The sequence below is a fragment of the Paeniglutamicibacter sulfureus genome (assembly GCF_030512175.1).
GTDB lineage: Bacteria > Actinomycetota > Actinomycetes > Actinomycetales > Micrococcaceae > Paeniglutamicibacter > Paeniglutamicibacter sulfureus.
This window is the reverse complement of sequence record NZ_JAULBL010000002.1, coordinates 2644603-2668325: the sequence shown is the minus strand read 5'-3', so window position 1 is coordinate 2668325 and position 23723 is coordinate 2644603. Positions and strand designations below refer to the sequence as shown.

The window sequence follows — 23723 nt, the reverse complement described above, 5'->3', positions numbered from 1 at the left end:
CACAGCGCCCGTAAGCACGAAGGGATCGAAGAGGAACGATGAAATCGCAGGAAATTGCACGCCGGTGGGTCGACTACTTTGAGTCGAAGGGCCACACCGCGGTTCCCAGCGCCTCGCTGGTCTCCTCCGACCCGTCGTTGCTGTTCACCGTCGCCGGCATGGTGCCGTTCATCCCGTACCTGACCGCCCGCGAGGAGCCGCCCTTCAGCCGGGCCACCTCGGTGCAGAAGTGCATCCGCACCGGCGACATCGAAGAGGTCGGCAAGACGGTGCGCCACGGCACCTTCTTCCAGATGTGCGGCAACTTCTCCTTCGGGGACTACTTCAAGGAAGGCGCGATTTCCTACGCCTGGGAGCTGCTGACCAGCTCCGTCGCGGACGGCGGCTACGGCTTGCCTGCCGAGAAGCTGTGGATCACCGTCTACCACGAGGACACCGAGGCGCTGGAAATCTGGCGCGACAAGATCGGCATCCCTGAAGAGCGCATCCAGAAAATGGGCAAGGCCGACAACTACTGGTCCACCGGCCAGCCAGGCCCCGCCGGTCCCTGCTCGGAGATCTTCTATGACCGCGGACCCGAGTACGGCATCGAGGGCGGCCCGGAGGCCGACGATACCCGCTACATCGAGATCTGGAACCTCGTGTTCATGCAGTACCAGCGCGGCGAGGGCACCGGCAAGGACAGCTTCGAGATCCTGGGCGAACTGCCCAAGAAAAACATCGACACCGGCCTGGGACTCGAGCGCCTCGCGCTCATCCTGCAGGGCGTCGAGAACATGTACGAGACCGACCAGGTCCGTCCGGTGCTCGACAAGGCAGCTGAGCTCTCGGGCAAGGCATACACCTCAACCGAGGATCCCGCAGACCCGCACCACGCCGACGACGTGCGCATGCGCATGGTCGCCGACCACATCCGTTCCTCGCTGATGCTGATTTCCGATGGCGTCTCCCCGGGCAACGAAGGCCGCGGCTACGTGCTGCGCCGCCTGATCCGCCGCGCCGTTCGCGCCATGCGCCTGATGGGCGTGGAAACCGCGGTGCTCCCCGAGCTCCTGCCGGTCTCCCGCGACGCCATGAAGGGCGTCTACCCGATCGTCGAAACCGACTTCGAGCGCATCGCCCGCATCGCGTACGCCGAGGAGCGTGCCTTCCTGCGCACCATCGCCTCGGGCACCACGCGCCTGGAAGAGGCACTGGAGGTCTCCAAGTCCAAGGGCGGCTCGCTCTCCGGTGAGGACGCGTTTTCACTGCACGACACCTACGGTTTCCCGATCGACCTCACCCTGGAAATCGCCGCCGAGGCGGGCTTGGCCGTTGACGAGCCAAGGTTCCGCGAGCTGATGAACGAACAGCGCACCCGCGCGCAGAAGGACGCCAAGGCAAAGAAGGCCGGCCACGCCGACCTGACCGTCTTCACCCAACTGCACGATGCGGGCGACGTCATCTTCACCGGCTACGAGGAACTGACCAGCGAATCCACCGTGCGCGGCATCGTGCACAACGGCTCCCTGGTGGAGGTGGCCGAACAGGGCCAGCAGATCGAACTGGTTCTCAACGAGACCCCGTTCTACGCCGAGGCCGGCGGACAGGCCGGCGACGTCGGACTGATCACCGGAGACGGCTTCGTGCTCGAGGTGCTCGACGTGCAGGCCCCGATCCGCGGGCTGAACGTGCACCAGGCGATCGTGCGCGAGGGCGAACTGCCCGCCAACGCCAGCGTGCTGGCCGAGGTCGACCGCCAACGCCGCCACTCCGGGGAACAGGCGCACTCCGCCACCCACCTGGTCCATGCTGCACTGCACGAGATCCTGGGCCCCGACGCCCTGCAGTCCGGTTCCTTCAACAAGGCCGGCTACCTCCGCTTTGACTTCTCCTGGACCGAGGCGCTCTCCACAGCTGCCCGCAACGAGATCGAAGAGGTCGTGAACCTGGCCATCCGCAACAACCACCAGGTGAACACCAACGTCATGCCGCTGGCCGAGGCCCGCGCCATGGGTGCCATGAGCCTGTTCGGCGAGAAGTACGGCAATACCGTGCGCATGGTGGAAATCAACGACGCATGGAGCCGTGAGCTTTGCGGTGGCACCCACGTGGGTGCGACCGCGCAGATCGGCACGCTGACGCTGTTGGGCGAAGCCTCCGTGGGTTCGGGCAACCGGCGTGTCGAGGCACTGGTGGGCATGGAGGCCTTCCGCCACGGTGCTGCCGAGCGCGCCCTGGTGTCCGAGCTTTCCTCGATGTTCAAGGTCCCCGCCGCACAGCTCAACGAGCGCATTTCCGACACGGTTGCGAAACTGCGCACCGCCGAAAAGGAAATCGAGAAGCTCCGCGGCGCGCAACTTGCAGCCCAGGCGGGCGCCTTGGTGGCCAAGACACGGGAGATCAACGGGATCAAGGTCCTGGCCCACGATGCCGGAGAGGTCCCCTCGGCCGAAGCCCTGCGCACCCTGGCCCTCGACCTGCGGGACCGCCTTGGCTCGGAGGCGTCCACCGTGGCGCTGGCCGGCGCGGCCAACGGCCGCCCGCTGGTACTGGTCGCAACCAACGACGAGGCCCGCACCAAGGGTGCCAAGGCCGGTGCCCTGGTGCGCACCGCGGCCAAGATCCTTGGCGGCGGAGGCGGCGGCAAGGACGACGTGGCACAGGGTGGCGGCCAGGACGTGGCCAAGATCGCCGAGGCGCTTGACGCCATGGTCCGCTCGATCCAGGAGCTGTCATAGCCTCGGCGCCCGGCCCCTTGGCACCGACCCCGCGTCCCGGGGTGCTGCTTGGCGTCGACGTGGGCATGGCCCGCGTCGGCGTCGCGGCCAGCGACCGCGACGGGATGCTCGCCACCCCGGTCAAGACGCTGAAACGCGACGTGAAGAAGTCCAGTGACATCTACGTACTGGTGAAGCTGGCCGCCGAGCGGGAGGCCGCACAAATCTTTGTGGGCCTGCCGCGCTCGATGTCGGGCGGGGAAACCGCTTCCACCACGATGGCGCGTGATTATGCCCGTGATTTGGCGAATGCGCTTATGCGTTCCGGTTCTAGCGTGGACGTGCGACTGGTGGATGAACGCCTGACCACCGTCAGTGCGCACCGTTCCCTGCACGAAGCCGGACTCGACGGGCGCAAGCACCGCGCAGTCGTTGACCAGGTCGCCGCGGTGGAGATCCTCCAGCAGGTCCTCGAAATGCGCCGCAACGGCCAGCACTCTCCGGGGCAGCTGGCGGCGCCCGACATCCAGGGGACTGGCGATGACGACTGAGCCGGGACGAGGCGCCGCCCCCGGCCAGGGGCCGGCAAGGCCCGACGACCGCGATGTACTGCCCGAAAACCCCGCTTTGGGTTACGATCGCATGAGATCTCAATCGGCTGAAGAAGTGGGCCTGCGTCGCCCCTCGGCTACTACGTTGCCTGCGGGCATGGGAGAATACCGCATGACTAACGAATCGTTCAACGATTCTCCGCGCCGCGAATCCGGGGTATCGCCCCGGCGTGCAGCACGTGCCGCGCGCGAAGAGGAAGATCGCACTCGCAGTGCGGCAAAGCCCCCCGTCCCGGAGCAGGAAACTGGCCGGCGGAAATCCACGGAGCCCGCCACGGGCCCGAGGACTGGTGCCGGAAGCGTCTCCCGGGAACCCGACCGCCATGGCTCGGCCCACCACCACGGCGCGGCCCCTGATCCGGAATCCCGGGCGGCGACCACTGCCGATGAGGCCGCCAAGGCCAAAGCCGAATCCAAGGCGGCCACGGACGCGGTGCAAGCGGAGGAAACCCGACTCCGGGTACTTGAGGAAGCCCGGGTGCTGGCCGAGGGGGAGCGGACCAAGGCTCTTGACGCCGCCCAACGGGCACGGACCCAGAGTGCCCAGCGTGCGCGCAAGGAGGCCATCGAGGCCCAGCGCGCCGCCGCAGAACGCGTCCGCCAGACCCTTCGCGCCAACGCGGCGCCGCTGCGCGACAGGTCGGCAGCCGCCCGAAGTGCCATTACCCCCGCTTCGGCTGCCGCCGCGCCGCCGGCGGAAGACCGTAATCAGGCCAACCCCGCCCGGAACACGCCCTTTGACCAAACCGAGCGGCGGGAGCCGCCCGCGAGCCGGAACATCGCAGAGGTCCCCGATTCATCCCCGGCCAAGGTTCCTGCCCCGGCCGATTCCCTGGTTCCGCCCCCGCCCCCTTCCAAGCCCCCCGTCGTGAAAACGGATCCTGCCGCCAGGGAAACCCGGCCAGCGACAATGGGCGCGACAATGACCGCGCCAGCGGGCAGGCCGGAAAACGCCGCCGTGGCGGATTCCTCCCACGAGGATCCGGAACCCCACTCCGAGCAGGCCGACCACACCGGCGAATCCCGCCACGACGGAGTCGACGAGGCACCCGTGGACCGGCACGTTCAACCGGGGTACAACTCAGTCGACCCCGCCGAGCCGTTCGCTCGCCAAAACCTGTTCCTGACCTCCACCGCGACAGACCCCCAGGTCCGCAAGGCCCGCCGCCGCCGCCGCAACTGGATCGTGTTCTCGGTGCTCCTTGGCTTCTTCGCGGCCATCTTCGGCGTCGTGATCTTCCTTCAGGGAGTCCTGGACCGGCTGAGTCCCCCGGACTTTCCGGCGCCCGGTGGCGAGGCAGTCACCTTCGAGGTGAAATCCGGCTGGGGGGCCCAGCAAATCGGCCGTGAACTCGAAAGCCGGGAGATCGTGGCCAGCGACAAGCTCTTCCTCGAGGCCATCCAACTGGTGGAGGCCGAGAGCCGCGAGATCCACCCGGGCACCTACGAGCTGCGTCGCGAAATGCCGGCACTGTCAGCAGCCGAGATCCTGATCGGCGAACCTGCCGCGAAGGTCTCTTACGTGGCCATCAAGCAGAACACGCGCATGAACCAGGTGCTGGAGGATATTTCCGAGGCCACCGACCTGCCGCTCAACGAACTGCGGCGACTCGCCGAGGACCCCGCGGCCTTCGGCATCAGTGCCGATGTCCCCAACCTGGAAGGATACCTGCACCCCGGTGAATACCGGTTCCCGCTGGATACCGATTCCAAGACGGTGCTCAAGGCGATGGTCGATGCGACCGCCAAGACGCTGATTGACAACGGAATCACCGACGCCGCCCAGCAATACCACGTGCTGCAAGTCGCCTCCATCCTGCAGGCCGAGGCGCGGCCCAACGACTACGGCACCGTGGCCGGGGCACTGGAGAACCGCCTGCACACCAACAACACCGAGACCAACGGCCTGCTTCAGGTCGACTCGACGGTGATCTACGGGCTGGACAGGTACAGCCTGCAAATGACCGAAGCGGAAAAGAAGGATGCGGGCAACGCCTACAACACCTACATCCACAAGGGCCTGCCGCCGACGCCGATCGGTTCCCCGGGAGACTCGGCCATCAAGGCAGCGGCGCACCCGACGCCGAACGACTTCTACTACTGGGTCACGGTGGACACCAACAGCGGAGAGACGAAGTTCGCGAAGACCTACGCCGAACACCGCGTGAACCAGAATGAATTCCGCGCCTGGTGCGCCGCCAACACGGACGTTTGCAAGTGAGTTCCGCCGCGGCCGCGTGCCGTGCGGCGGTGCTCGGCCACCCGATCGGGCACTCCCGCTCCCCGCTGCTGCATTCGGCGGCCTACCGGGCGCTGGGAGTGGACATCGACTACACCGCGATCGACATGCTCCCGCAGGAAGCCGGGTCATTTGCTGCCCGGTTGCGCACGGAGCCCGGCTGGGTCGGCGTCTCTGTCACCATGCCGCTGAAGGCGGCGCTGATCCCGCACTTGGACGTGCTCTCGGAGCGCGTGCTGCGCCTGGGTGCGCTGAACACCGTGGTGGTCGAACACCTTGCCGGCTCCGTTCGGCTGACCGGGCACAACACCGACGTCGACGGGATCGTGCGTGCGATGGAGGATGTCCTTCCCGCGCACCGTGGCGACGACGCGCCCCGGGAGAATCCCCGCGCCGCGATCCTGGGTGCCGGCAACACCGCACTGGCGGCGCTGGAAGCCTGCGCCCTGCTCGGGTACACCCACGTGGACCTGGTGGTCCGCAACCCGCAGCGCGCCGCCGCCGCACTGGTCCTGGCCGAAACGCTCGGCTTGGCCTGCGCCACGGTCGAAGTTGCAGATGCCGCGGCCCGGCTGGCTGACTACGGGTCAGTCATCTCAACACTTCCCGCCAATGCCGCGGACACGCTTATCTCCCCGCTGGGTCTTGGCCTGACCCCTGTTCGGTCAGGCGTGCTGGCCCCCGGTGCCGTATTGCTGGATGTCGCCTACGACCCGTGGCCCTCGGCGATCGCCGCCGCCTGGGAGGCTGCCGGCGGCACCGTCGTGTCCGGAATGTCGATGCTGGTGCACCAGGGCGTGGAGCAGGTCAAGTACTTTTCAGGAATTCAGGACGCCGACTGGCGCCACGTCACAAATGTGATGTGCGACGCAGTGGGCCTATCCCGGCCCTAATCGGAGCGCGGGGACATGGCAGGATGGAGTACATGTTGCGTTGGTTGACGGCGGGCGAATCACACGGCCCCGCATTGGTTGGAATTATCGAGGGACTGCCCGCGGGCATTGCCATCTCTTCACAGGATGTGCGCGATGCCCTCGCGCGCCGGCGCCTGGGCTACGGCCGTGGTGCCCGGATGAAGTTTGAGCAGGACCAGGTCTCCTTCATGGGAGGGGTGCGCCACGGGATCACCCAGGGCGGCCCGGTGGCCATCGAGGTGGGAAACACCGAGTGGCCCAAGTGGGAAAAGGTCATGAACCCCGACGCGGTGGACCCCGAGGAACTGGCCTCGATGGCGCGCAACGCGCCGCTGACCCGCCCGCGCCCCGGACATGCCGACTTCACCGGCATGCAGAAGTACGGCTTCGACGACGCCCGTCCGGTCCTCGAGCGCGCCTCGGCCCGCGAGACCGCCGCCCGCGTGGCGCTGGGCTCGGTGGCCGCGAACTTCCTGGCCCAGCTGGGCGTCGAACTGGTCTCCCACACCGTCTCGGTCGGCAGCGTCGCCTCCCCGGAAGGTGCCCGGCTGCCGCGCGCGGCCGACGTGCGCGCGCTGGATGCCGATCCGCTGCGCTGCTTTGACGCGGACACCTCCGAGGCCATGGTCGCGGAGGTCGACGCCGCCCACAAGGAGGGCGAGACCCTCGGCGGCATCGTCGAGGTGCTGGCCTACAACCTGCCCCCGGGCCTGGGTTCCTACGTGCACTGGGACCGCCGCCTGGACGCGCGCCTTGCCGGTGCCCTCATGGGCATCCAGGCGATCAAGGGCGTGGAGGTCGGCGACGGCTTCCTCACCGCCTCCCGCCGCGGCTCGGCCGCCCACGACGAGATCGTGCGCGGGGTAGACGGCGTCATCGACCGTTCGGGCAACAAGGCCGGCGGCATCGAGGGCGGCATGAGCATCGGCGACGTGCTGCGCGTGCGCGCGGCCATGAAGCCGATCGCCACCGTCCCGCGCGCGCTGCGCACCATCGACACCGCCACCGGCGAGGCAACCACCGCGCACCACCAGCGCTCTGATGTCTGTGCGGTCCCGGCCGCCGGCGTGGTCGCCGAGGCCATGGTCGCCCTGGTGCTCGCCCAGGCCATGCTGGAAAAGTTCGGCGGCGACTCGCTCACCGAGGTCAAGCGGAACCTGGAAAACTACCTCGGGGCCATCCCGCAGACCCTGGGGTCGGTCCGCCTTCCATGAGCACCCCGATCTTCCTGATCGGGCCGATGGCCAGTGGCAAGAGTGCCATCGGGGCGATCCTCGCGCGCCTTCTGGGCAGCACCCTGGTCGACACCGATGCGCGCGTCATCGCCGCCCACGGCCCGATCCCCGACATCTTCGCCGCCCACGGCGAAGCGGGATTCCGCCGCTTCGAGACCCAGGCACTGGCCGATGCCGTGCGCCCCGCCCGGCGTGGCGACGGCGCGGCCGAGGGTGCCGCGCCGGCCGTCGTGGCCACCGGGGGAGGCGCAGTGCTTTCGGCCCAAAACCGGGCGGTCATCGCCACGGGATTCAGCGTGTACCTGCTCACCGATGCCGCCACGGTCGCCCCGCGCATCGGGGCCGACCTGACCCGGCCGCTGCTCGGCGACTCCCCGCTGGAATCATGGATCCGGATCTTTGCCCAGCGCCGCGGACTCTACGAGGCCACGGCCAGCATGTGCATCGACACCAGGGGGCGGACGACGGAGGAAATCGCCGAGTCCATCCTCACTGCCTACCGTGATGCCGGACACTGAAACCCCATCTGGCAGGCCTCAACACGTACGCTTAAGTTTGGCAACGGACGCAACGACGCGCCCCGAGCACGGCTAGCCAGTCACCCGCGATGACGGGGTGACGCGTTTTCACTCTCGCGCCGAAGGCCAGCAGCAGCACCGCGCAAGCGGAGTTCGGCCCCGGCGCGCTACGCAGCACTTTGGAGGATCCAACGATGAACCCAGCACCCACGACGATTCAGGTCACCGGATCGGCTCCTGCCGAGAACTACGAGGTGATCGTGGGCAACGGCCTGCTGGGCCGCCTGCCCGGCCTGCTGGGCGAGCGTGTCAAGAAGGTCCTCATCATCCACCCGCGCGCCCTGCGTGCCACCGGCGACATCGTCAAGGACGAGCTCGAGGCCGCCGGCTACGGCGCGATGAGCGCCGAGATCCCCGACGCCGAAGAGGGCAAGCACATCGAGGTCGCCTCCTTCTGCTGGCAGGTGCTGGGCAAGAACGACTTCACCCGTTCGGATGCCATCGTCGCCGTCGGCGGCGGCGCTGTCACCGACCTGGCCGGCTTCGTGGCCGCCACCTGGCTGCGCGGCACCAAGGTCATCCACATCCCGACCTCCCTGCTGGGCATGGTCGATGCCGCGGTGGGCGGCAAGACCGGGATCAACACCGCCGAGGGCAAGAACCTCGTCGGCGCCTTCCACCCGCCAGCCGGCGTGCTGGTGGACCTGGACACGCTGTCCACCCTGCCCAAGAACGAGTTGGTCACCGGCTTGGCCGAGGTCGTGAAGTGCGGCTTCATCGCCGACGAGCGCATCCTCGAGCTCATCGAGGAAGACCCGGCCGACGCCACCGACGCCACCTCCCCGCGCCTGCGCGAACTCATCGAACGCGCCATCGCGGTGAAGGCCAAGGTCGTCTCCAACGACCTGCGCGAATCCGGGGAGCGCGAATACCTGAACTACGGGCACACCCTGGCCCACGCCATCGAGTTGGCCGAACGCTACTCGATGCGCCACGGCGCTGCGGTGTCCATCGGCATGGCCTTCGCCGCCGAGCTGGGCCGCAGCGTGGGACGCACCTCCGACGCGGTTGCGGACCGCCACCTGTCCATCCTCCGGACCCTGGGCCTGCCCACCACCTACCGCGGGGACCGCTGGCAGACCCTGCTCGACGGGATGCGGCGGGACAAGAAGACCCGCGGGGACCTGTTGCGCTTCGTGGTCCTTGATGGCATCGGCCGCCCGCGCATGCTCGATGTCCCGGACACCTCCCTCTTGTTCGCCGCCTACCAGGAGATTGCAGAATGAGCACCGCCACGCACATGGACCTGACCCACACCGAGGCACTGCTGCAGGTGCCCGAGGGCGGACTGGCCAGCGCCCCGCGGCAAAACATCGAATCCGGGATCCCCGGGGTGCGGCTGAACCCCACCCTGATGCGCCACGAGATCTTCGACGCCGAGCTTGCCGAGGAAGTCCTGCGAACCGGTGACCCCAGTTCCCAGGTGGTGGTGCTGCTGGCCAAGGGCGAGCTGCGCGCCGCGAGCGAACTGGTTGCCGAGACGCGGTTCATCGACCCGCAGAACTTCGCCATGCGCGTGCTTGACACCTCGCTGACCCGCGCTGCAGGCGACGCGCCCCGGGCCGTGAACCGGCTGCGCGCACTGCTGACCGAGTTCAAGGACACCGAGCACGAGTCGATCCTGCAGCAGCACCTGGGCTTCGCCTACGTCGAGAGCGGGGACGTGCTGGCAGCGGCCAACCGCTTCCGCAAGGCCCTGGACCTGCGCACCGCAGCGGATGCCGATGCGCACCTCATCGAGTCCTCGCGCGCCTGCCTGGAATCGGTGCTGGAACACACTGCGAAGACCGCCGGAAGCGCCGATGCCCCGCATCCGGCGGCGGTGAATGCAGCTGCCCAGCACCCGGCACCGGCCACCGCAGCGATTGCGCTGCAGCCCCCCGCGGCAGGCTAGGAAGCGCGGCGTCCGGAAAATCACTACCGCGGGGAAACCCGCAGCGCCGAGTCGTGCGCTAAGCTTAATCTTGGATTTTTGACAACACGCCTGAGGTCGCCGCCTGGCAGCGACCTCCGTCCGCCCAGCGCCTCGTGCGCATTGCGGGCCCCGGGCGACATACGGAAGAAGAGTAGATCGTGGCATCAACCACTGACATCAAGAACGGACAGGTCCTCAAGATCGAGGGCCAGCTCTGGACCATCATTGACTTCCAGCACGTGAAGCCGGGCAAGGGCGGCGCCTTCGTGCGCACCAAGATGCGCAACGTGCTCACCGGCAAGGTCGTCGACAAGACGTACAACGCCGGCGCCAAGATCGAGACCGCGACCGTTGACCGCCGCGACTACCAGTACCTGTACCAGGACGGCGAAGACTTCGTGTTCATGGACCTGAGCGACTACGACCAGATCACGGTTCCGGGCACCGTCGTCGGCGACCAGGCCGGCTACATGCTCGAAAGCCAGACCGCCACCATCGCCATGCACGAAGGCTCCCCGCTCTACATCGAGCTGCCGGCCTCGGTCGTCCTCGAGATCACCTACACCGAGCCGGGCCTGCAGGGCGACCGCTCCTCTGCGGGCACCAAGCCCGCAACGCTGGAGACCGGTGTCGAGATCCAGGTGCCGCTCTTCGTTGAGCAGAACACCAAGGTCAAGGTTGACACCCGCACCGGCGATTACCTGGGGCGTGTCTCCTAGTGAGCGCACGCGCCAAGGCCCGCCGCCGGGCACTTGACATCCTTTTCGAAGCCGAACAACGCGATGTCTCGCCCCTGGCAGCCATGCGTTTGCGCCGTGAAGCCACGGACATCACCATCAACGAGTACACCGTCACCCTCATCGAGGGTGTCATGAGCGAGCTGGACAGGATCGACGAGGTCCTTTCCTCCTACTCCAAGGGCTGGACCCTGGAACGCATGCCCACGGTGGACCGCACCGCGCTGCGCATCGGCACCTGGGAGTTGTTGTACAACGACGACGTGCCCGACGGCGTTGCCGTGGCCGAGGCCGTTGCGCTGGTCCGCGAGTTGTCCACCGACGAGTCCCCGGAGTTCGTCAATGGCCTGCTCGGACGCATCCAGCAGATGAAGCCAACGCTGCTGGCCTAGTCGCGCAACTCTTCTCCAGCACCGCCGGCCGGCGGGATCCCGAAGCAATCGGGCATCCCGCCGGCCGCTGCCGTTAAGCGGCAATGCGCCGCGTCAACGGACAACCTGCAGCGCAGGGCGCACGGCGTGGGCAGTGACACGGGGGAGGTGAAATGTGCCACACTGTGTGCTTGGGCCACGGAAACCGGCAACTGCCTGGTTCGGTCCCCGGCATCACCCCCCGCGTCCAGAGGAGAAACCATTGAATTGGCTTGACCGCCCCCGTTCCCTCGCACCTGAGGGCTTCAACCGCTGGCTGATCCCGCCTGCGGCCCTGGCGGTGCACCTGTGCATCGGCCAGGCCTACGCCACCAGCGTGTACAAATCTGCACTCATCGGCCACTTCGAGGTCTCGCAAACCGCCATCGGCGTCATCTTCTCCATCGCCATCGTGATGCTGGGCCTCTCGGCCGCCTTCATGGGCACCTGGGTGGAGCGCAGCGGACCGCGCAAGTCGATGTTCGTTGCCGCCTCCTTCTGGGGTGCAGGCTTCCTGGTCGGCGCGGCCGGCATCTTCACCGGGCAGCTCTGGCTGCTCTACCTGGGCTACGGCGTCATCGGCGGCATCGGGCTGGGCATCGGCTACATCTCTCCGGTCTCCACGCTCATGAAGTGGTTCCCCGACCGCCCCGGCATGGCCACCGGCATGGCGATCATGGGCTTCGGCGGCGGCGCGCTGATCGCCTCGCCCATGTCCACCGCGCTGCTCAAGGCCTTCGACGGCTTCGACCCGGTCAGCGACGGTGCCGACTGGATCGCCTCGGGCGCCTCGGTCGGCAAGCTCTTCCTGACCCTGGGCGTGGTCTACTTCGTGGTGATGATGTACGGGGTCGCCAACATCCGCGTCCCGGCACCGGGCTGGAAGCCGCGCGGCTGGGACGACTCCAAGACCAAGTCTTCGGCCATGGTCACCACCGGCCACGTCTCTGCTGCCAACGCCATCAAGACGCGCAGCTTCTGGCTGGTCTGGACGGCGCTGTTCCTCAACGTCACCGCCGGCATCGGGATCCTCGAACAGGCTTCCCCGATGATCCAGGACTTCTTCCGCGGCGTCGACGGGAACTCCGCTGTCAATGCGGCGGTCGCAGCCGGATTCGTGGGGATGCTTTCCATCGGCAACATGGCCGGGCGCTTTATCTGGTCCAGCACCTCGGATGTGATCGGCCGCAAGCGCATCTACATGGTCTACCTCGGCATCGGCGCACTCTTCTACGTGGTGCTCGCCTTCTTCGGGGGCGGCTCGATGCTGCTCTTCGTGGCCATGGCGGTGGTGATCATCAGCTTCTACGGCGGCTCCTTCGCCACCGCACCCGCCTACCTCAAGGACCTCTTCGGCACCTTCCAGGTCGGGGCGATCCACGGGCGCCTGCTCACCGCCTGGTCGGCAGCCGGCATCGCCGGGCCGCTGATCGTCAACGGGCTGCTGGACCTGCAGGGCAAACCGGGCACCATGAGTGCCCACAACTATCTTCCGGTGCTGCTGACCATGGTGGTGCTGCTGGTCATCGGCTTCATCGCCACCACGCTGATCAAGCCGGTGGATCCGAAATTCCACGAGCCGGGCGAAGAACTCGCCCCCGCCACCACCAAGGGAGCCTAGATGCCGACGCAACAGCCCGATCACATCGATGCAGCGGACGTTCCGGTGAACCCGGCCGTGGGCCGGCTGGTCTTCGGCTGGCTATTGGTAGGCGTGCCGCTGGCCTACGGGGTGATCACCACCCTCTCGCGGGTGGGCCAGCTCTTCCAATAGACACTCTTCCAATAGCCAGACGCCGCATGCCGGACGTCCAGAGGCGTGGGAGAAGCCGGGTGGGCCCGGGAAATGGCGGCGGTGGATGCCCGGGCATCCACCGCCTTTCCCGTTCCCCGGTTACCGTCCCGCGGACCCGGAGAATGGGCCGATGAGCAGCTGTGCCCGTTGCCGGTGGGATTGGTGCAGCAGCGCAGTCTCGCGGGCCAGGTCCGTTCCGGAGCCGTGGCCTGCAACGATCCGCTGGCGAACCGCGGCAAGGTTCATCGCGGTGGTGGTGAACTGCTTCATGTGGCGGCTCCGGCCGATTCCTGCCGCCCATTGCCTGGCCCGGCGCCGGCCCGCGGGAGTGGCAAACATCTCGACCTCCGCGTCGGTGAACCACCCGGCATCCCGGTAGTCGGCAAGGCGCCGCAGCGTCAGCTTCCGCTCGGCCCGCTGCAACAGCACCACGGCGACCACGGCGGCCATGAACAGGGGAACCTGCAACAGGAAATAGAAGCTTAGGAAGTCGGCGAAGAAGATGCCAACCCCGCCGTTCCAGAGGAAGTGCCCGATCATCGCCGGGACAAGGCCCATCAGCAGATACAGCGGCCACCTGCCCCGCCTGCCGCGTTCGGCGCACAGCCCCAGGGCAAAACCCGTCCAGGCGGTGAACATCACGTGGGCGAAGGGGGAGAAGAGCCCGCGCAGCACAAAAACCGTTGCCAGTTCGCCCGGCGCCCCGGGTTCGGCATAGCTGGAGCCGAAGTAGAGGATGTTCTCGGTGAACGCGAAGCCGGCGCCGACAATGCCGCCGTAGACAATCCCGTCAATGGGCCCGTCGAAATGCGCGCGGTTGATCCAGAAGATCAGCAGCACACCGGCGCCCTTGGCCAGCTCCTCCACGATCGGCGCCTGCACCACCGCGCCGAAGAGGTCCATCCCAAGCCGTCCGGCCGGGTCGAAGAACAGCTCCATGAACACGTCTCCCACCAGCAGCGACCCGGCCACCGAGGCGCCCGCGCCCCACAACAGGCCCAGGGCCAACAGTGCGCGCGGTTCCGGATCCCAGCGATCCACCCAGCGCAGCCCCAGCAGGCATAGTGCCAGGGGGACCATCGCCAGGGCGCCGAGCCACAGCACCGTGCCGGATCCGAAGACCCCGGAGAGGAACCAGGCGACGGCCAACAGCACTGCCGTGCACACCACCAGGGCCAGCGTGACGACGCCCCCGGGGCGGGTTGGCGGGGCGCCGCCGGGCCGCGGCTGGAAGGGCATGGAGCCCGGGGCGGCGCTGCCGGTCCATGGATCGTGCAGTGCGGGGTTGGGGGAGGGCTCCGGGGGCTGTGAGGTAACGCGCATGTCTCAAATCCTACGTGGAGCACCCGCTGTGCTAATTTTGATGGAGCAAGCAACCTTTAAATTCCGTCCAGTGAGGCGGGGAAGGAGGCCGCACATGAGCAACGAGCAGAACCATGCCCGTGCCACGGCGCCCGTCAGTGCCCGGATTGTCCTCTCCAGCGAAGACATCGATCGGGTCATCACCCGCATCGCCCACGAAATCATCGAGGCGAACAAGGGAACGGCAGACCTGGTGCTCCTGGGCATTCCCTCCCGCGGCTTCCCCCTGGCCCAGCGGTTGGCGCAGCGCATCAGTGCCACCGAGCCGGGCCTGGACGCAGCCGCAATCACCGGACAGCTCGACGTGACGATGTACCGCGACGACCTCCGCCACTCCACCACCCGCACCCCGGTGCCCACGCGCCTTCCGGCCGGCGGCATCGACGACAAGGTCGTGGTGCTGGTCGATGACGTGCTGTACTCCGGACGCACCATCCGCGCCGCGCTGGACGCCATCGCCGACCTGGGCCGCCCGCGCATCGTCCGCCTGGCGGTGCTGGTTGACCGCGGCCACCGTGAACTTCCCATCCGCGCCGACCACGTCGGCAAGAACCTTCCCACCGCGACCACCGAAAAGGTGCGCGTGCACCTTTCCGAGGTCGACGGGGAGAACAACAACGAGGTCGTCATCGAGGCCCACGCATGAAACATCTGCTCTCCACCGTTGATCTCTCGCGCGCCGACGCGATCCGCATCCTTGACATCGCCGAGGAAATGGCCGCCGTGGGCACCCGCGAGGTCAAGAAGCTTCCGGCGCTGCGCGGCCGCACCGTGGTCAACCTCTTCTTCGAGGACTCCACCCGCACCCGCATCTCCTTCGAGGCCGCTGCCAAGCGCCTGAGCGCCGACGTGATCAACTTCTCCGCGAAGGGCTCCTCGGTTTCCAAGGGCGAATCGCTCAAGGACACCGCACAGACCCTGCAGGCCATCGGCGCGGACGCGGTGGTCATCCGCCACGGCGCCTCCGGGGCCCCGGCCCGCCTGGCCGCCACCGACTGGATTGACGCACCGGTGGTCAACGCCGGGGACGGCACCCACGAACACCCCACCCAGGCACTGCTCGACGCGTTCACGCTGCGCGCCCACTGGTCCAAGGTCCGCGGTGAGGGCTCGCTCGGGGCCGACCTGGCCGGCATGAAGATCGCCATCGTCGGGGACATCCTGCACTCCCGGGTCGCCCGCTCCAACCTCTGGCTGCTGCGCACCCTGGGCGCCGAGGTCACCATGGTGGCCCCGCCGACCCTGCTGCCGCACGGCTCGCACGCCTGGCCGTGCACCATCAGCTACGACCTGGATGCCACGCTGGCCGGCGGCGTCGACGCGGTGATGATGCTGCGCGTGCAGGGCGAGCGGATGCATGATTCCTTCTTCCCCAACACCCGCGAATACTCGCGCCTCTGGGGCTTCGACGACGCCCGGCTGGCGGCGCTCGACGCCCAACCCGGGACCGAGACCATCATCATGCACCCGGGCCCGATGAACCGCGGCCTGGAAATCTCCTCGGCGGCCGCCGACTCGCCGCGTTCCACGGTGCTGGCCCAGGTGGCCAACGGCGTCGCGGTGCGCATGGCCGTGCTGTACCTATTGCTATCGGGGGACCAGCAGCGTCCCGCCGGCCTCTAAAGAACTTGTCAAGAAACGGGAGCCAATCCTCATGAGCACCACCACCAATGCCTATCTCATCCGCGGCGCCAAGCCGCTGGGCCACGAAGCCAGCGACATCCTGATCCAGGACGGCGTCATCGTCGCCCTCGGCACCGACGCCGCAACGCACGCAGCGGCCGCCACCGCCACGGTCATCGAGGCCGCCGGCCAGATCGCCCTGCCGGGCCTGGTCGATGTGCACACGCACCTGCGCGAACCCGGCCGCGAGGACGCCGAGACCGTGGAAACCGGCACGCGCGCCGCCGCATTGGGCGGCTTCACCGCCGTGCACGCCATGGCCAACTCCAACCCCGTGGCGGACACCGCCGGGGTCGTCGAGCAGGTCTGGTCGCTGGGCAAGCGTTCGGGCTGGGTCGATGTGCGCCCCGTCGGTGCTGTCACCGTGGGCCTGGCCGGTGACCAACTCTCGGAAATCGGCGCAATGGCCGACTCCCGCGCGCAGGTCCGCGTCTTCTCCGACGACGGCATCTGCGTCTTCGACCCGCTGATCATGCGCCGCGCCCTGGAATACGTGAAGGCCTTCGACGGTGTCGTCGCCCAGCACGCCCAGGAACCCCGGCTCACCGAGGGGGCCCAGATGAACGAGGGCGAGGTCTCCGCCGTGCTCGGCCTGGCCGGCTGGCCGGCCGTTGCCGAGGAGTCGATCATCGCCCGCGACGTGCTGTTGGCCGAACACGTGGGCTCCCGCCTGCACATCTGCCACGTCTCCACCGCCGGGTCCGTGGAAATCATCCGCTGGGCCAAGTCCCGCGGGGTCAATGTCACCGCCGAGGTCACCCCGCACCACCTGCTGCTCACCGACGAACTGGTCAAGAGCTACGACCCGGTCTACAAGGTCAACCCGCCGCTGCGGGCCGAGGCAGACGTCATGGCGCTGCGCGCCGGACTGGCCGACGGCACCATCGACGTCATCGGCACCGACCACGCACCGCACCCCTCCGAGGCCAAGGAATGCGAGTGGGCCGCCGCGGCCATGGGCATGACCGGCCTGGAAACCGCGCTCTCGGTGGTGCAGCACACCATGATCGAAACCGGCATGATCACCTGGGCCGACTTCGCCCGCATCACCTCCACCGCCCCGGCGGCCATCGGCCGCGTCGCCGACCAGGGCCGCGAGCTGGCCGTGGGCGAACCCGCCAACATCACCATCGTGGATGCCGACGCGCGCTGGGTTGTCGACCCGTTCGCGATGGCCACCAAGGGTCGGAACTCCCCGTTCAAGGGACTCACGCTCCCGGGCAAGGTCACCGCGGTGTTCTTCCACGGCCACCCCACGGTGCTGCGCGGAGCTTTGAACACCCCGCGGCCCACCGAGGCCGCCTAGATGGGCCAGTACACCGCAGCCGTGGTCATCACCCTGGCGATCGTGGTGCTGATGGTGGCGCTGATCCTGCTGGGTTGGCGCAACCGCCTGCGCCGCCAGGCATCCGTGCCGGCGCCGGGCCCGGTTCCCGAGGACGCCGACGGCGCCCCCGCCCTGGGCGCGCAGCTCGGGGACAGTGCCGAGGGCATCTACGTGTGCACCACCACGGCCGGGGACTGGCTTGACCGCATCGCCGCGCATCGGCTGGGCATCCGCACCAACGCGGACCTGTCCATCCACGCTGCCGGCGTGCTGCTGGCCCGCCGCGGGGCATCCGACCTCTTCATCCCCGCCCACGACCTGACCGGGGTTTCCCGGGCCAGCGGCATGGCAGGGAAATTCGTGGAGAAGGACGGCCTGCTGGTCATCAGCTGGATGCTGGGCACCATGGCCGTGGACACCGGCTTCCGCCCCCGCTACCACCAAGAACTCCCGGACCTCGCCGCGCGGATCGCCGCGCTGGCAGGCACCGGAACCAACGACACGCAACCACCCGCCGAAACAAAGGAAAACCAGTGACAGCAGTACAGGGAACCGAGCAAGCCCTCTTGGTGCTCGAAGACGGACGGGTTTTCCGCGGCCGTAGCTACGGCGCCATCGGCACCGCCTTGGGCGAAGCGGTCTTCTCCACCGGCATGTCCGGCTACCAGGAGACCCTCACCGACCCCTCCTACGCCCGCCAGATCATCGTGCAGACCTTCCCGCACATCGGCAACACCGGGGTCAACGACGACGACGCCGAATCGAACCGCATCTGGGCCGCCGGCTACGTGGTCCGCGACGCCGCGCGCCGCCCCTCGAACTGGCGCGCCCAGCGCACCCTGGACGAGGAACTGCGGGCCTACGACGTCGTGGGAATCCAGCAGGTCGATACACGAGCACTGACCCGCCACCTGCGCGACCGCGGCGCCATGAAGTCCGGCATCTTCTCCGGCGACGCCGCCAAGGCGTCCGTGGAAGAGCTGGTGGCGGCAGTGAATGCCCAGCCGTCCATGGAGGGACAGAACCTCTCCGCACTGGTCTCCACCAAGGAGGCATACACCGTCGAGCCCAAGGACCACGGTTTCGCCGGAGAACCACTGTTCTCCATCGCCGCGATCGACCTGGGCATCAAGTCGATGACCCCGCAGCGCTTCGCCGAGCGCGGGGTGCGCGTCCACGTGCTGCCGCACAACGCCACCTTCGAGGACGTGGCGGCCCTCGGCGCCGACGGCGTGTTCATCTCCAACGGCCCCGGCGACCCGGCCACGGCAGCCACCCAGGTGGAACTGGTCCGCCAGGTGCTCGACGCGAAGATCCCGTACTTCGGCATCTGCTTCGGCAACCAGATCCTGGGCCGCGCCCTGGGCTACGGCACCTACAAGCTGCGCTTCGGCCACCGCGGCATCAACCAGCCGGTGCTCGACAAGGCCACCGGCAAGGTGGAAATCACCAGCCAGAACCACGGCTTCGCCGTCGACGCACCCCGCGAGGGCGCAGCAAACGCCCCGCTGGAGCGCTTCGGCCGCGTCGAGGTGTCCCACATCTCGCTCAACGACTCCGTCGTCGAGGGCCTGGCCTGCCTGGACATCCCCGCCTTCTCGGTGCAGTACCACCCCGAGGCGGCCTCCGGACCCCACGACGCCAGCCACCTGTTCGACAGGTTCATCACCAACATGCGCGCGGCCAAGAACACCGCCGCCACCGCATCCACCCAGGGAGAGAAGTAATGCCGAAGCGCGAAGACCTCAAGTCAGTCCTGGTCATCGGCTCCGGGCCGATCGTCATCGGCCAGGCAGCCGAGTTCGACTACTCCGGCACCCAGGCGCTGCGGGTGCTCAAGGAGGAGGGCCTGCGGGTCATCCTGGTCAACTCGAACCCCGCCACCATCATGACCGACCCGGAGTTCGCCGACGCCACCTACGTCGAGCCGATCACCCCGGAGGTCGTGGAGAAGATCATCGCCAAGGAGCGCCCCGACGCGATCCTGCCGACCCTGGGCGGACAGACCGCACTGAACACCGCCATCGCCCTGGACAAGGCAGGTGTGCTGGAAAAGTACAACGTCGAGCTGATCGGCGCGAACATCGAGGCCATCGAGCTCGGCGAGGACCGCGAGAAGTTCAAGGGCGTCGTGGAGCGCTGCGGCGCCGAATCGGCCAAGTCCGTCATCGTGCACACCATGGACGAGGCCTTTGCCGCGGTCGAGGAACTGAACTACCCCGTGGTGGTGCGCCCGTCCTTCACCATGGGCGGACTGGGCTCGGGCATGGCCTACAACGCCGAGGACCTGCGCCGCATCGCCGGCGCCGGCCTGCAGTACTCGCCGACCACCGAGGTGCTCCTGGAGGAGTCGATCCTGGGCTGGAAGGAGTACGAGCTGGAAATGATGCGCGACAAGAACGACAACGTCGTGGTCATCTGCTCCATCGAGAACTTCGATCCCGTGGGCGTGCACACCGGCGACTCGATCACCGTGGCCCCGGCCATGACGCTGACCGACCGCGAGTACCAGCGCCTGCGCGACATCTCCATCGCTGTCATCCGCGAGGTGGGCGTTGACACCGGCGGCTGCAACATCCAGTTCGCCATCGAGCCCGACACCGGCCGCATCGTGGTCATCGAGATGAACCCGCGCGTCTCGCGCTCCAGTGCGCTGGCCTCCAAGGCCACCGGCTTTGCCATCGCCAAGATCGCCACCAAGCTGTCGCTGGGCTACACGCTGGACGAGATCCCGAACGACATCACGCTCAAGACGCCCGCGGCCTTCGAGCCGGCCCTTGACTACGTCGTGGTGAAGGTCCCGCGCTTTGCGTTCGAGAAGTTCCCCGCGGCCGACGCCACGCTGACCACCACGATGAAGTCCGTCGGCGAGGCCATGGCCATCGGCCGCAACTTCACCGAGGCCCTGCAGAAGGCCCTGCGCTCCCTGGAGCAGAAGGGGTCCGAGATCGCGTTCAACAAGCCGATGGACTTCGAGATCGAGAAGCTGCTCGAGGACTCGGTCAAGGGTTCCACCGAACGCCTGTACAACGTGCAGCGCGCCCTGCTGGGCGGGGCGTCCATCGAGCAGGTCTTCGAGAAGACGGCGATCGACCCGTGGTACCTGGACCAGCTGGTGCTGATCAACGAGACCGCCGCGATGATCCGCTCCAATCCCGACCTCAACGAGGACGTGCTGCGCGAAGCCAAGCGCCACGGCTTCTCCGACGCGCAGATCGCCACGCTGACCAACAAGTCCGAGGCCGTGGTCCGCGGGATCCGCCACGCGCTGGGCATCCGGCCGGTGTTCAAGACCGTTGACACCTGCGCGGCCGAGTTCGAGGCCTTCACCCCGTACCACTACTCCTCCTACGACGAGGAGACCGAGGTCGCGCTGCACGAGAAGCCCAGCGTGATTATCCTGGGCTCGGGCCCCAACCGCATCGGCCAGGGCATCGAGTTCGACTACTCCTGCGTGCACGCCACCATGGCGCTGCGCAATGCCGGCTATGAGACCGTGATGGTCAACTGCAACCCGGAAACCGTCTCCACCGACTACGACGTCTCCACCCGCCTGTACTTCGAGCCGCTGACGCTCGAGGACGTGCTGGAGGTCATCCACGCGGAGGAATCCACCGGCGGCGTGCTGGGCGTGTTCGTCCAGCTCGGCGGGCAGACCCCGCTGAAGCTCGCGCAGGAACTGGCAGACGCCGGCGTGCCGATCCTGGGCACCTCCCCGGAGGCCATCGACCTGGCCGAGCACCGCGGCGCCTTCCAGCGCGTGCTGGATGCCGGAGGCCTGATCGCCCCGAAGAACGGCACCGCCGTCTCCTTCGAGGAAGCCAAGCGCATCGCCGACGAGATCGGCTACCCGGTCCTGGTCCGCCCAAGCTACGTGCTCGGCGGGCGCGGCATGGAGATCGTGTACGACGAGGCCAACCTCGCCCGCTACATCACCAACGCCACCGAGATCACGGCCGACCACCCGGTGCTGGTGGACAGGTTCCTCGAGGACGCCATCGAGATCGACGTCGACGCCCTCTTTGACGGCAAGGACCTCTACGTCGGCGGCATCATGGAGCACATCGAGGAAGCCGGCATCCACTCCGGCGACTCCGCCTGCGTGTTGCCCCCCATCACCCTGGGCCGGGACGTGCGCGACCGCGTGGTCGAAGCCACCCGAGCCATCGCCGAGGGCGTGGGCGTGCGCGGGCTGATCAACATCCAGTTCGCGTTGGCTTCCGACGTGCTCTACGTGATTGAGGCCAACCCGCGCGCCAGCCGCACCGTGCCGTTCACCTCCAAGGCCACCGGCGTGCAGCTGGCCAAGGCCGCGGCGATGATCGGGGTCGGCGTGTCCATCGCGCACCTGCGCTCGGTGCACAAGATGCTGCCCGAATCCGGCGACGGCGCCAACCTGCCCGATGGCGCCCCGGTCTCGGTGAAGGAAGCAGTGCTTCCCTTCGCCCGGTTCCGCACCCCGGAGGGCAAGGTCGTCGACTCGCTGCTCGGCCCGGAAATGCGCTCCACCGGCGAGGTCATGGGCATCGACAAGTACTTCGACACGGCCTTCGCCAAGTCCCAGGCCGCTGCCAACAACCCGCTGCCGACCAAGGGCAAGGTCTTTGTCTCGGTCGCCAACCGCGACAAGCGCTCCATCGTGATCCCGGTCAAGCACCTGGCCGACATCGGGTTCGAGATCATCTCCACCGGCGGCACCGCCGAGGTGCTGCGCCGCAACGGCATCCCCTCCACCGTGGTCCGCAAGGTGCGCGAGGGTTCGGCCGAGGGCGAGTCCAACATCGTCGACCTGATCACCGAGGGGGAGATCGCCATGATACTGAACACCCCCTCGGGCGGCGAGGCACGCGGGGACGGCTACGAGATTCGCGCCGCGGCCGTCTCGGTGGGCACCCCGATCATCACCACGGTGGCCGAATTCGGCGCCGCGATCCAAGCGATCGATGCGATGCGCCACTTCGAGTGGACCGTCACCTCGCTGCAGGAGCACGCCAAGACCCTGCAGGCCGCCGGCATTGCCGAGGCCAACGCCGCGGCGGCCGCGGTGAATCGGGATGGCGCGAATGCCTAGCGCCGAAGCGCGGGCGGCCGCGGCTGCCGCCCGCGCCCCCTTCGGGCAGCGGCTTGCGGCTGCCATGGCCGAGCACGGTCCGCTGTGCGTGGGCATCGACCCGCACCCCGGCCTGCTGGCGGCCTGGGGGCTGGGGGATGACGTGCACGGGCTGCGCAGCTTCTCGCTTTCCGTCGTCGAGGCCCTGGCCGGGCACGTCGCGGCCCTCAAGCCGCAGGTGGCGCTGTACGAACGCCACGGCTCGCGCGGCCTGGCGGTGCTGGAGGAAACCCTGGCGCTGTGCGCCCAGGGCCACGTCCTGTCCATCGCCGACGCCAAGCGCGGGGACATCGGCTCCACCATGGCCGCCTACGCGGATGCCTGGCTGGGGGAGGGCAGCCCGCTGGCTGCCGATGCCGTGACGCTGAGCCCGTACCTGGGCTACGAGTCGCTGCGCCCCGCCCTTGACCTCGCTGCGGCCACCGGCCGCGGCGTGTTCGTCCTGGGCCTGACCTCCAACCCGGAAGGCAAGTCCGTGCAGCACGTCGGCGGCGCCGACTCCGTGGCCAAGGGCATCATCGGACAGGTGGCCGCCGAGAATGCCGGCGCGACCCCGTTCGGGTCCACCGGACTGGTCATCGGCGCCACCGTGGGCGCGGCATTGGAGGAGCTGGGCATCGACCTGGCCGCCTCCAACGCCCCGATCCTGGCACCGGGCCTCGGCGCCCAGGGCGCAACGGGTGCGGACATGAAGGCGTCGTTCGGCGCGTTCTGGCCGCAGGTGCTCGGCACCTCCAGCCGCGACGTACTCAAGGCCGGTCCCGACGCCGGAGCCCTGCGCGACGCCGCCGCGGCAACCCGGGATTCGCTGCTCTAGCCACGGGACGCCCCTGCAACCGGCATCGGTACCAGGTCAATGCCCCCGGCGCACCCCCCAAGGGGGTCGCGCCGGGGGCATTGTCGTCCACTTCGGGGCACCTCGGGGACGGGCGAAACGGCCAGGCCAGACCCGGCCGTGGCCTGATCCGTCCCGGCGCCGGGCGAGTGGCACATCGGTGCATGTGGGGCGCGCATCGGACCCCGGGAGAAGATTGCGGGATGATCTTGCTTACACCCGTGTCCCGGTAACCCGCCCCACGACCGGAATTTGCCACTCGTTCACGCATTT

20 protein-coding genes are annotated in these 23723 nt (G+C 68.1%); 19 read left to right on the top strand and 1 reads right to left on the bottom strand.

Features of this window, described 5'->3' with window-relative positions:
- Positions 1-38 precede the first annotated feature (38 nt).
- From alaS to Q2T94_RS18715, 12 genes are all read left to right on the top strand, one after another.
- Positions 39-2720, top strand: a complete 2682-nt coding sequence (gene alaS / locus Q2T94_RS18770; RefSeq protein WP_302266144.1) for an alanine--tRNA ligase — start codon at positions 39-41, stop codon at positions 2718-2720.
- 17 nt (positions 2721-2737) lie between these two features.
- Positions 2738-3250 (top strand): Holliday junction resolvase RuvX, encoded by a 513-nt coding sequence (gene ruvX / locus Q2T94_RS18765; protein ID WP_302266143.1) that lies wholly within the window; start codon positions 2738-2740, stop codon positions 3248-3250.
- A gap of 172 nt (positions 3251-3422) precedes the next feature.
- Positions 3423-5531: an endolytic transglycosylase MltG gene (gene mltG, locus Q2T94_RS18760; RefSeq protein WP_302266142.1), complete on the top strand. Its 2109-nt coding sequence runs from the start codon at positions 3423-3425 to the stop codon at positions 5529-5531.
- Positions 5528-6442 carry a shikimate dehydrogenase family protein gene (locus Q2T94_RS18755; protein WP_302266141.1) on the top strand — a complete coding sequence of 305 codons (915 nt, stop codon included), beginning with the start codon at positions 5528-5530 and terminating at the stop codon, positions 6440-6442. The genes mltG and Q2T94_RS18755 overlap by 4 nt, the downstream gene beginning before the upstream one ends.
- Positions 6443-6474: 32 nt before the next feature.
- Positions 6475-7677 (top strand): chorismate synthase, encoded by a 1203-nt coding sequence (aroC, locus tag Q2T94_RS18750; protein WP_302266140.1) that lies wholly within the window; start codon positions 6475-6477, stop codon positions 7675-7677.
- On the top strand, positions 7674-8216 hold the full coding sequence (locus Q2T94_RS18745; protein ID WP_302266139.1) for a shikimate kinase: 543 nt from the start codon (positions 7674-7676) through the stop codon (positions 8214-8216). Before aroC ends, Q2T94_RS18745 begins: the two co-directional genes overlap by 4 nt.
- A 194-nt stretch (positions 8217-8410) precedes the next feature.
- The gene (gene aroB, locus Q2T94_RS18740; RefSeq protein WP_264268967.1) at positions 8411-9502 is read left to right on the top strand and encodes a 3-dehydroquinate synthase; all 1092 of its coding nucleotides are present in this window, start codon (positions 8411-8413) and stop codon (positions 9500-9502) included.
- Positions 9499-10170, top strand: coding sequence for a tetratricopeptide repeat protein (locus Q2T94_RS18735; protein ID WP_302266138.1), 672 nt, complete (start codon positions 9499-9501; stop codon positions 10168-10170). Before aroB ends, Q2T94_RS18735 begins: the two co-directional genes overlap by 4 nt.
- 179 nt (positions 10171-10349) lie before the next feature.
- Positions 10350-10910 (top strand): elongation factor P, encoded by a 561-nt coding sequence (gene efp / locus Q2T94_RS18730; protein ID WP_264268965.1) that lies wholly within the window; start codon positions 10350-10352, stop codon positions 10908-10910.
- Positions 10910-11320 (top strand): transcription antitermination factor NusB, encoded by a 411-nt coding sequence (nusB, locus tag Q2T94_RS18725; protein ID WP_264268964.1) that lies wholly within the window; start codon positions 10910-10912, stop codon positions 11318-11320. Before efp ends, nusB begins: the two co-directional genes overlap by 1 nt.
- 241 nt (positions 11321-11561) lie before the next feature.
- Entirely contained in the window at positions 11562-12959 is a 1398-nt protein-coding gene (locus Q2T94_RS18720) for an OFA family MFS transporter (RefSeq protein WP_302266136.1), read from the top strand.
- On the top strand, positions 12960-13112 hold the full coding sequence (locus Q2T94_RS18715; RefSeq protein WP_264268962.1) for an MFS transporter small subunit: 153 nt from the start codon (positions 12960-12962) through the stop codon (positions 13110-13112).
- Between the two features lie 120 nt (positions 13113-13232).
- Here Q2T94_RS18715 and Q2T94_RS18710 read toward each other — a convergent pair whose 3' ends face one another.
- Positions 13233-14456 carry a PrsW family intramembrane metalloprotease gene (locus Q2T94_RS18710; protein WP_302266135.1) on the bottom strand — a complete coding sequence of 408 codons (1224 nt, stop codon included), beginning with the start codon at positions 14454-14456 and terminating at the stop codon, positions 13233-13235.
- A 94-nt stretch (positions 14457-14550) separates the two neighbouring features.
- Between Q2T94_RS18710 and pyrR the strand changes: the two genes are divergently transcribed.
- Genes pyrR through pyrF form a run of 7 tightly spaced genes read left to right on the top strand, consistent with a single transcriptional unit; the run spans position 14551 to position 23432 of the window.
- A complete protein-coding gene (gene pyrR / locus Q2T94_RS18705; RefSeq protein WP_264268960.1) occupies positions 14551-15141 on the top strand; it encodes a bifunctional pyr operon transcriptional regulator/uracil phosphoribosyltransferase PyrR in 591 nt (196 codons plus the stop codon).
- On the top strand, positions 15138-16118 hold the full coding sequence (locus tag Q2T94_RS18700; RefSeq protein ID WP_264268959.1) for an aspartate carbamoyltransferase catalytic subunit: 981 nt from the start codon (positions 15138-15140) through the stop codon (positions 16116-16118). Before pyrR ends, Q2T94_RS18700 begins: the two co-directional genes overlap by 4 nt.
- A gap of 31 nt (positions 16119-16149) precedes the next feature.
- Entirely contained in the window at positions 16150-17484 is a 1335-nt protein-coding gene (locus tag Q2T94_RS18695; RefSeq protein WP_302266134.1) for a dihydroorotase, read from the top strand.
- Positions 17485-18042 (top strand): PH-like domain-containing protein, encoded by a 558-nt coding sequence (locus tag Q2T94_RS18690; protein ID WP_302266128.1) that lies wholly within the window; start codon positions 17485-17487, stop codon positions 18040-18042.
- Positions 18039-19232: a glutamine-hydrolyzing carbamoyl-phosphate synthase small subunit gene (carA, locus tag Q2T94_RS18685; RefSeq protein ID WP_302266127.1), complete on the top strand. Its 1194-nt coding sequence runs from the start codon at positions 18039-18041 to the stop codon at positions 19230-19232. The genes Q2T94_RS18690 and carA overlap by 4 nt, the downstream gene beginning before the upstream one ends.
- The gene (carB, locus tag Q2T94_RS18680; RefSeq protein WP_302266126.1) at positions 19232-22576 is read left to right on the top strand and encodes a carbamoyl-phosphate synthase large subunit; all 3345 of its coding nucleotides are present in this window, start codon (positions 19232-19234) and stop codon (positions 22574-22576) included. The genes carA and carB overlap by 1 nt, the downstream gene beginning before the upstream one ends.
- Positions 22569-23432, top strand: a complete 864-nt coding sequence (gene pyrF, locus Q2T94_RS18675) for an orotidine-5'-phosphate decarboxylase (RefSeq protein WP_302266125.1) — start codon at positions 22569-22571, stop codon at positions 23430-23432. The genes carB and pyrF overlap by 8 nt, the downstream gene beginning before the upstream one ends.
- Positions 23433-23723: the final 291 nt, after the last annotated feature.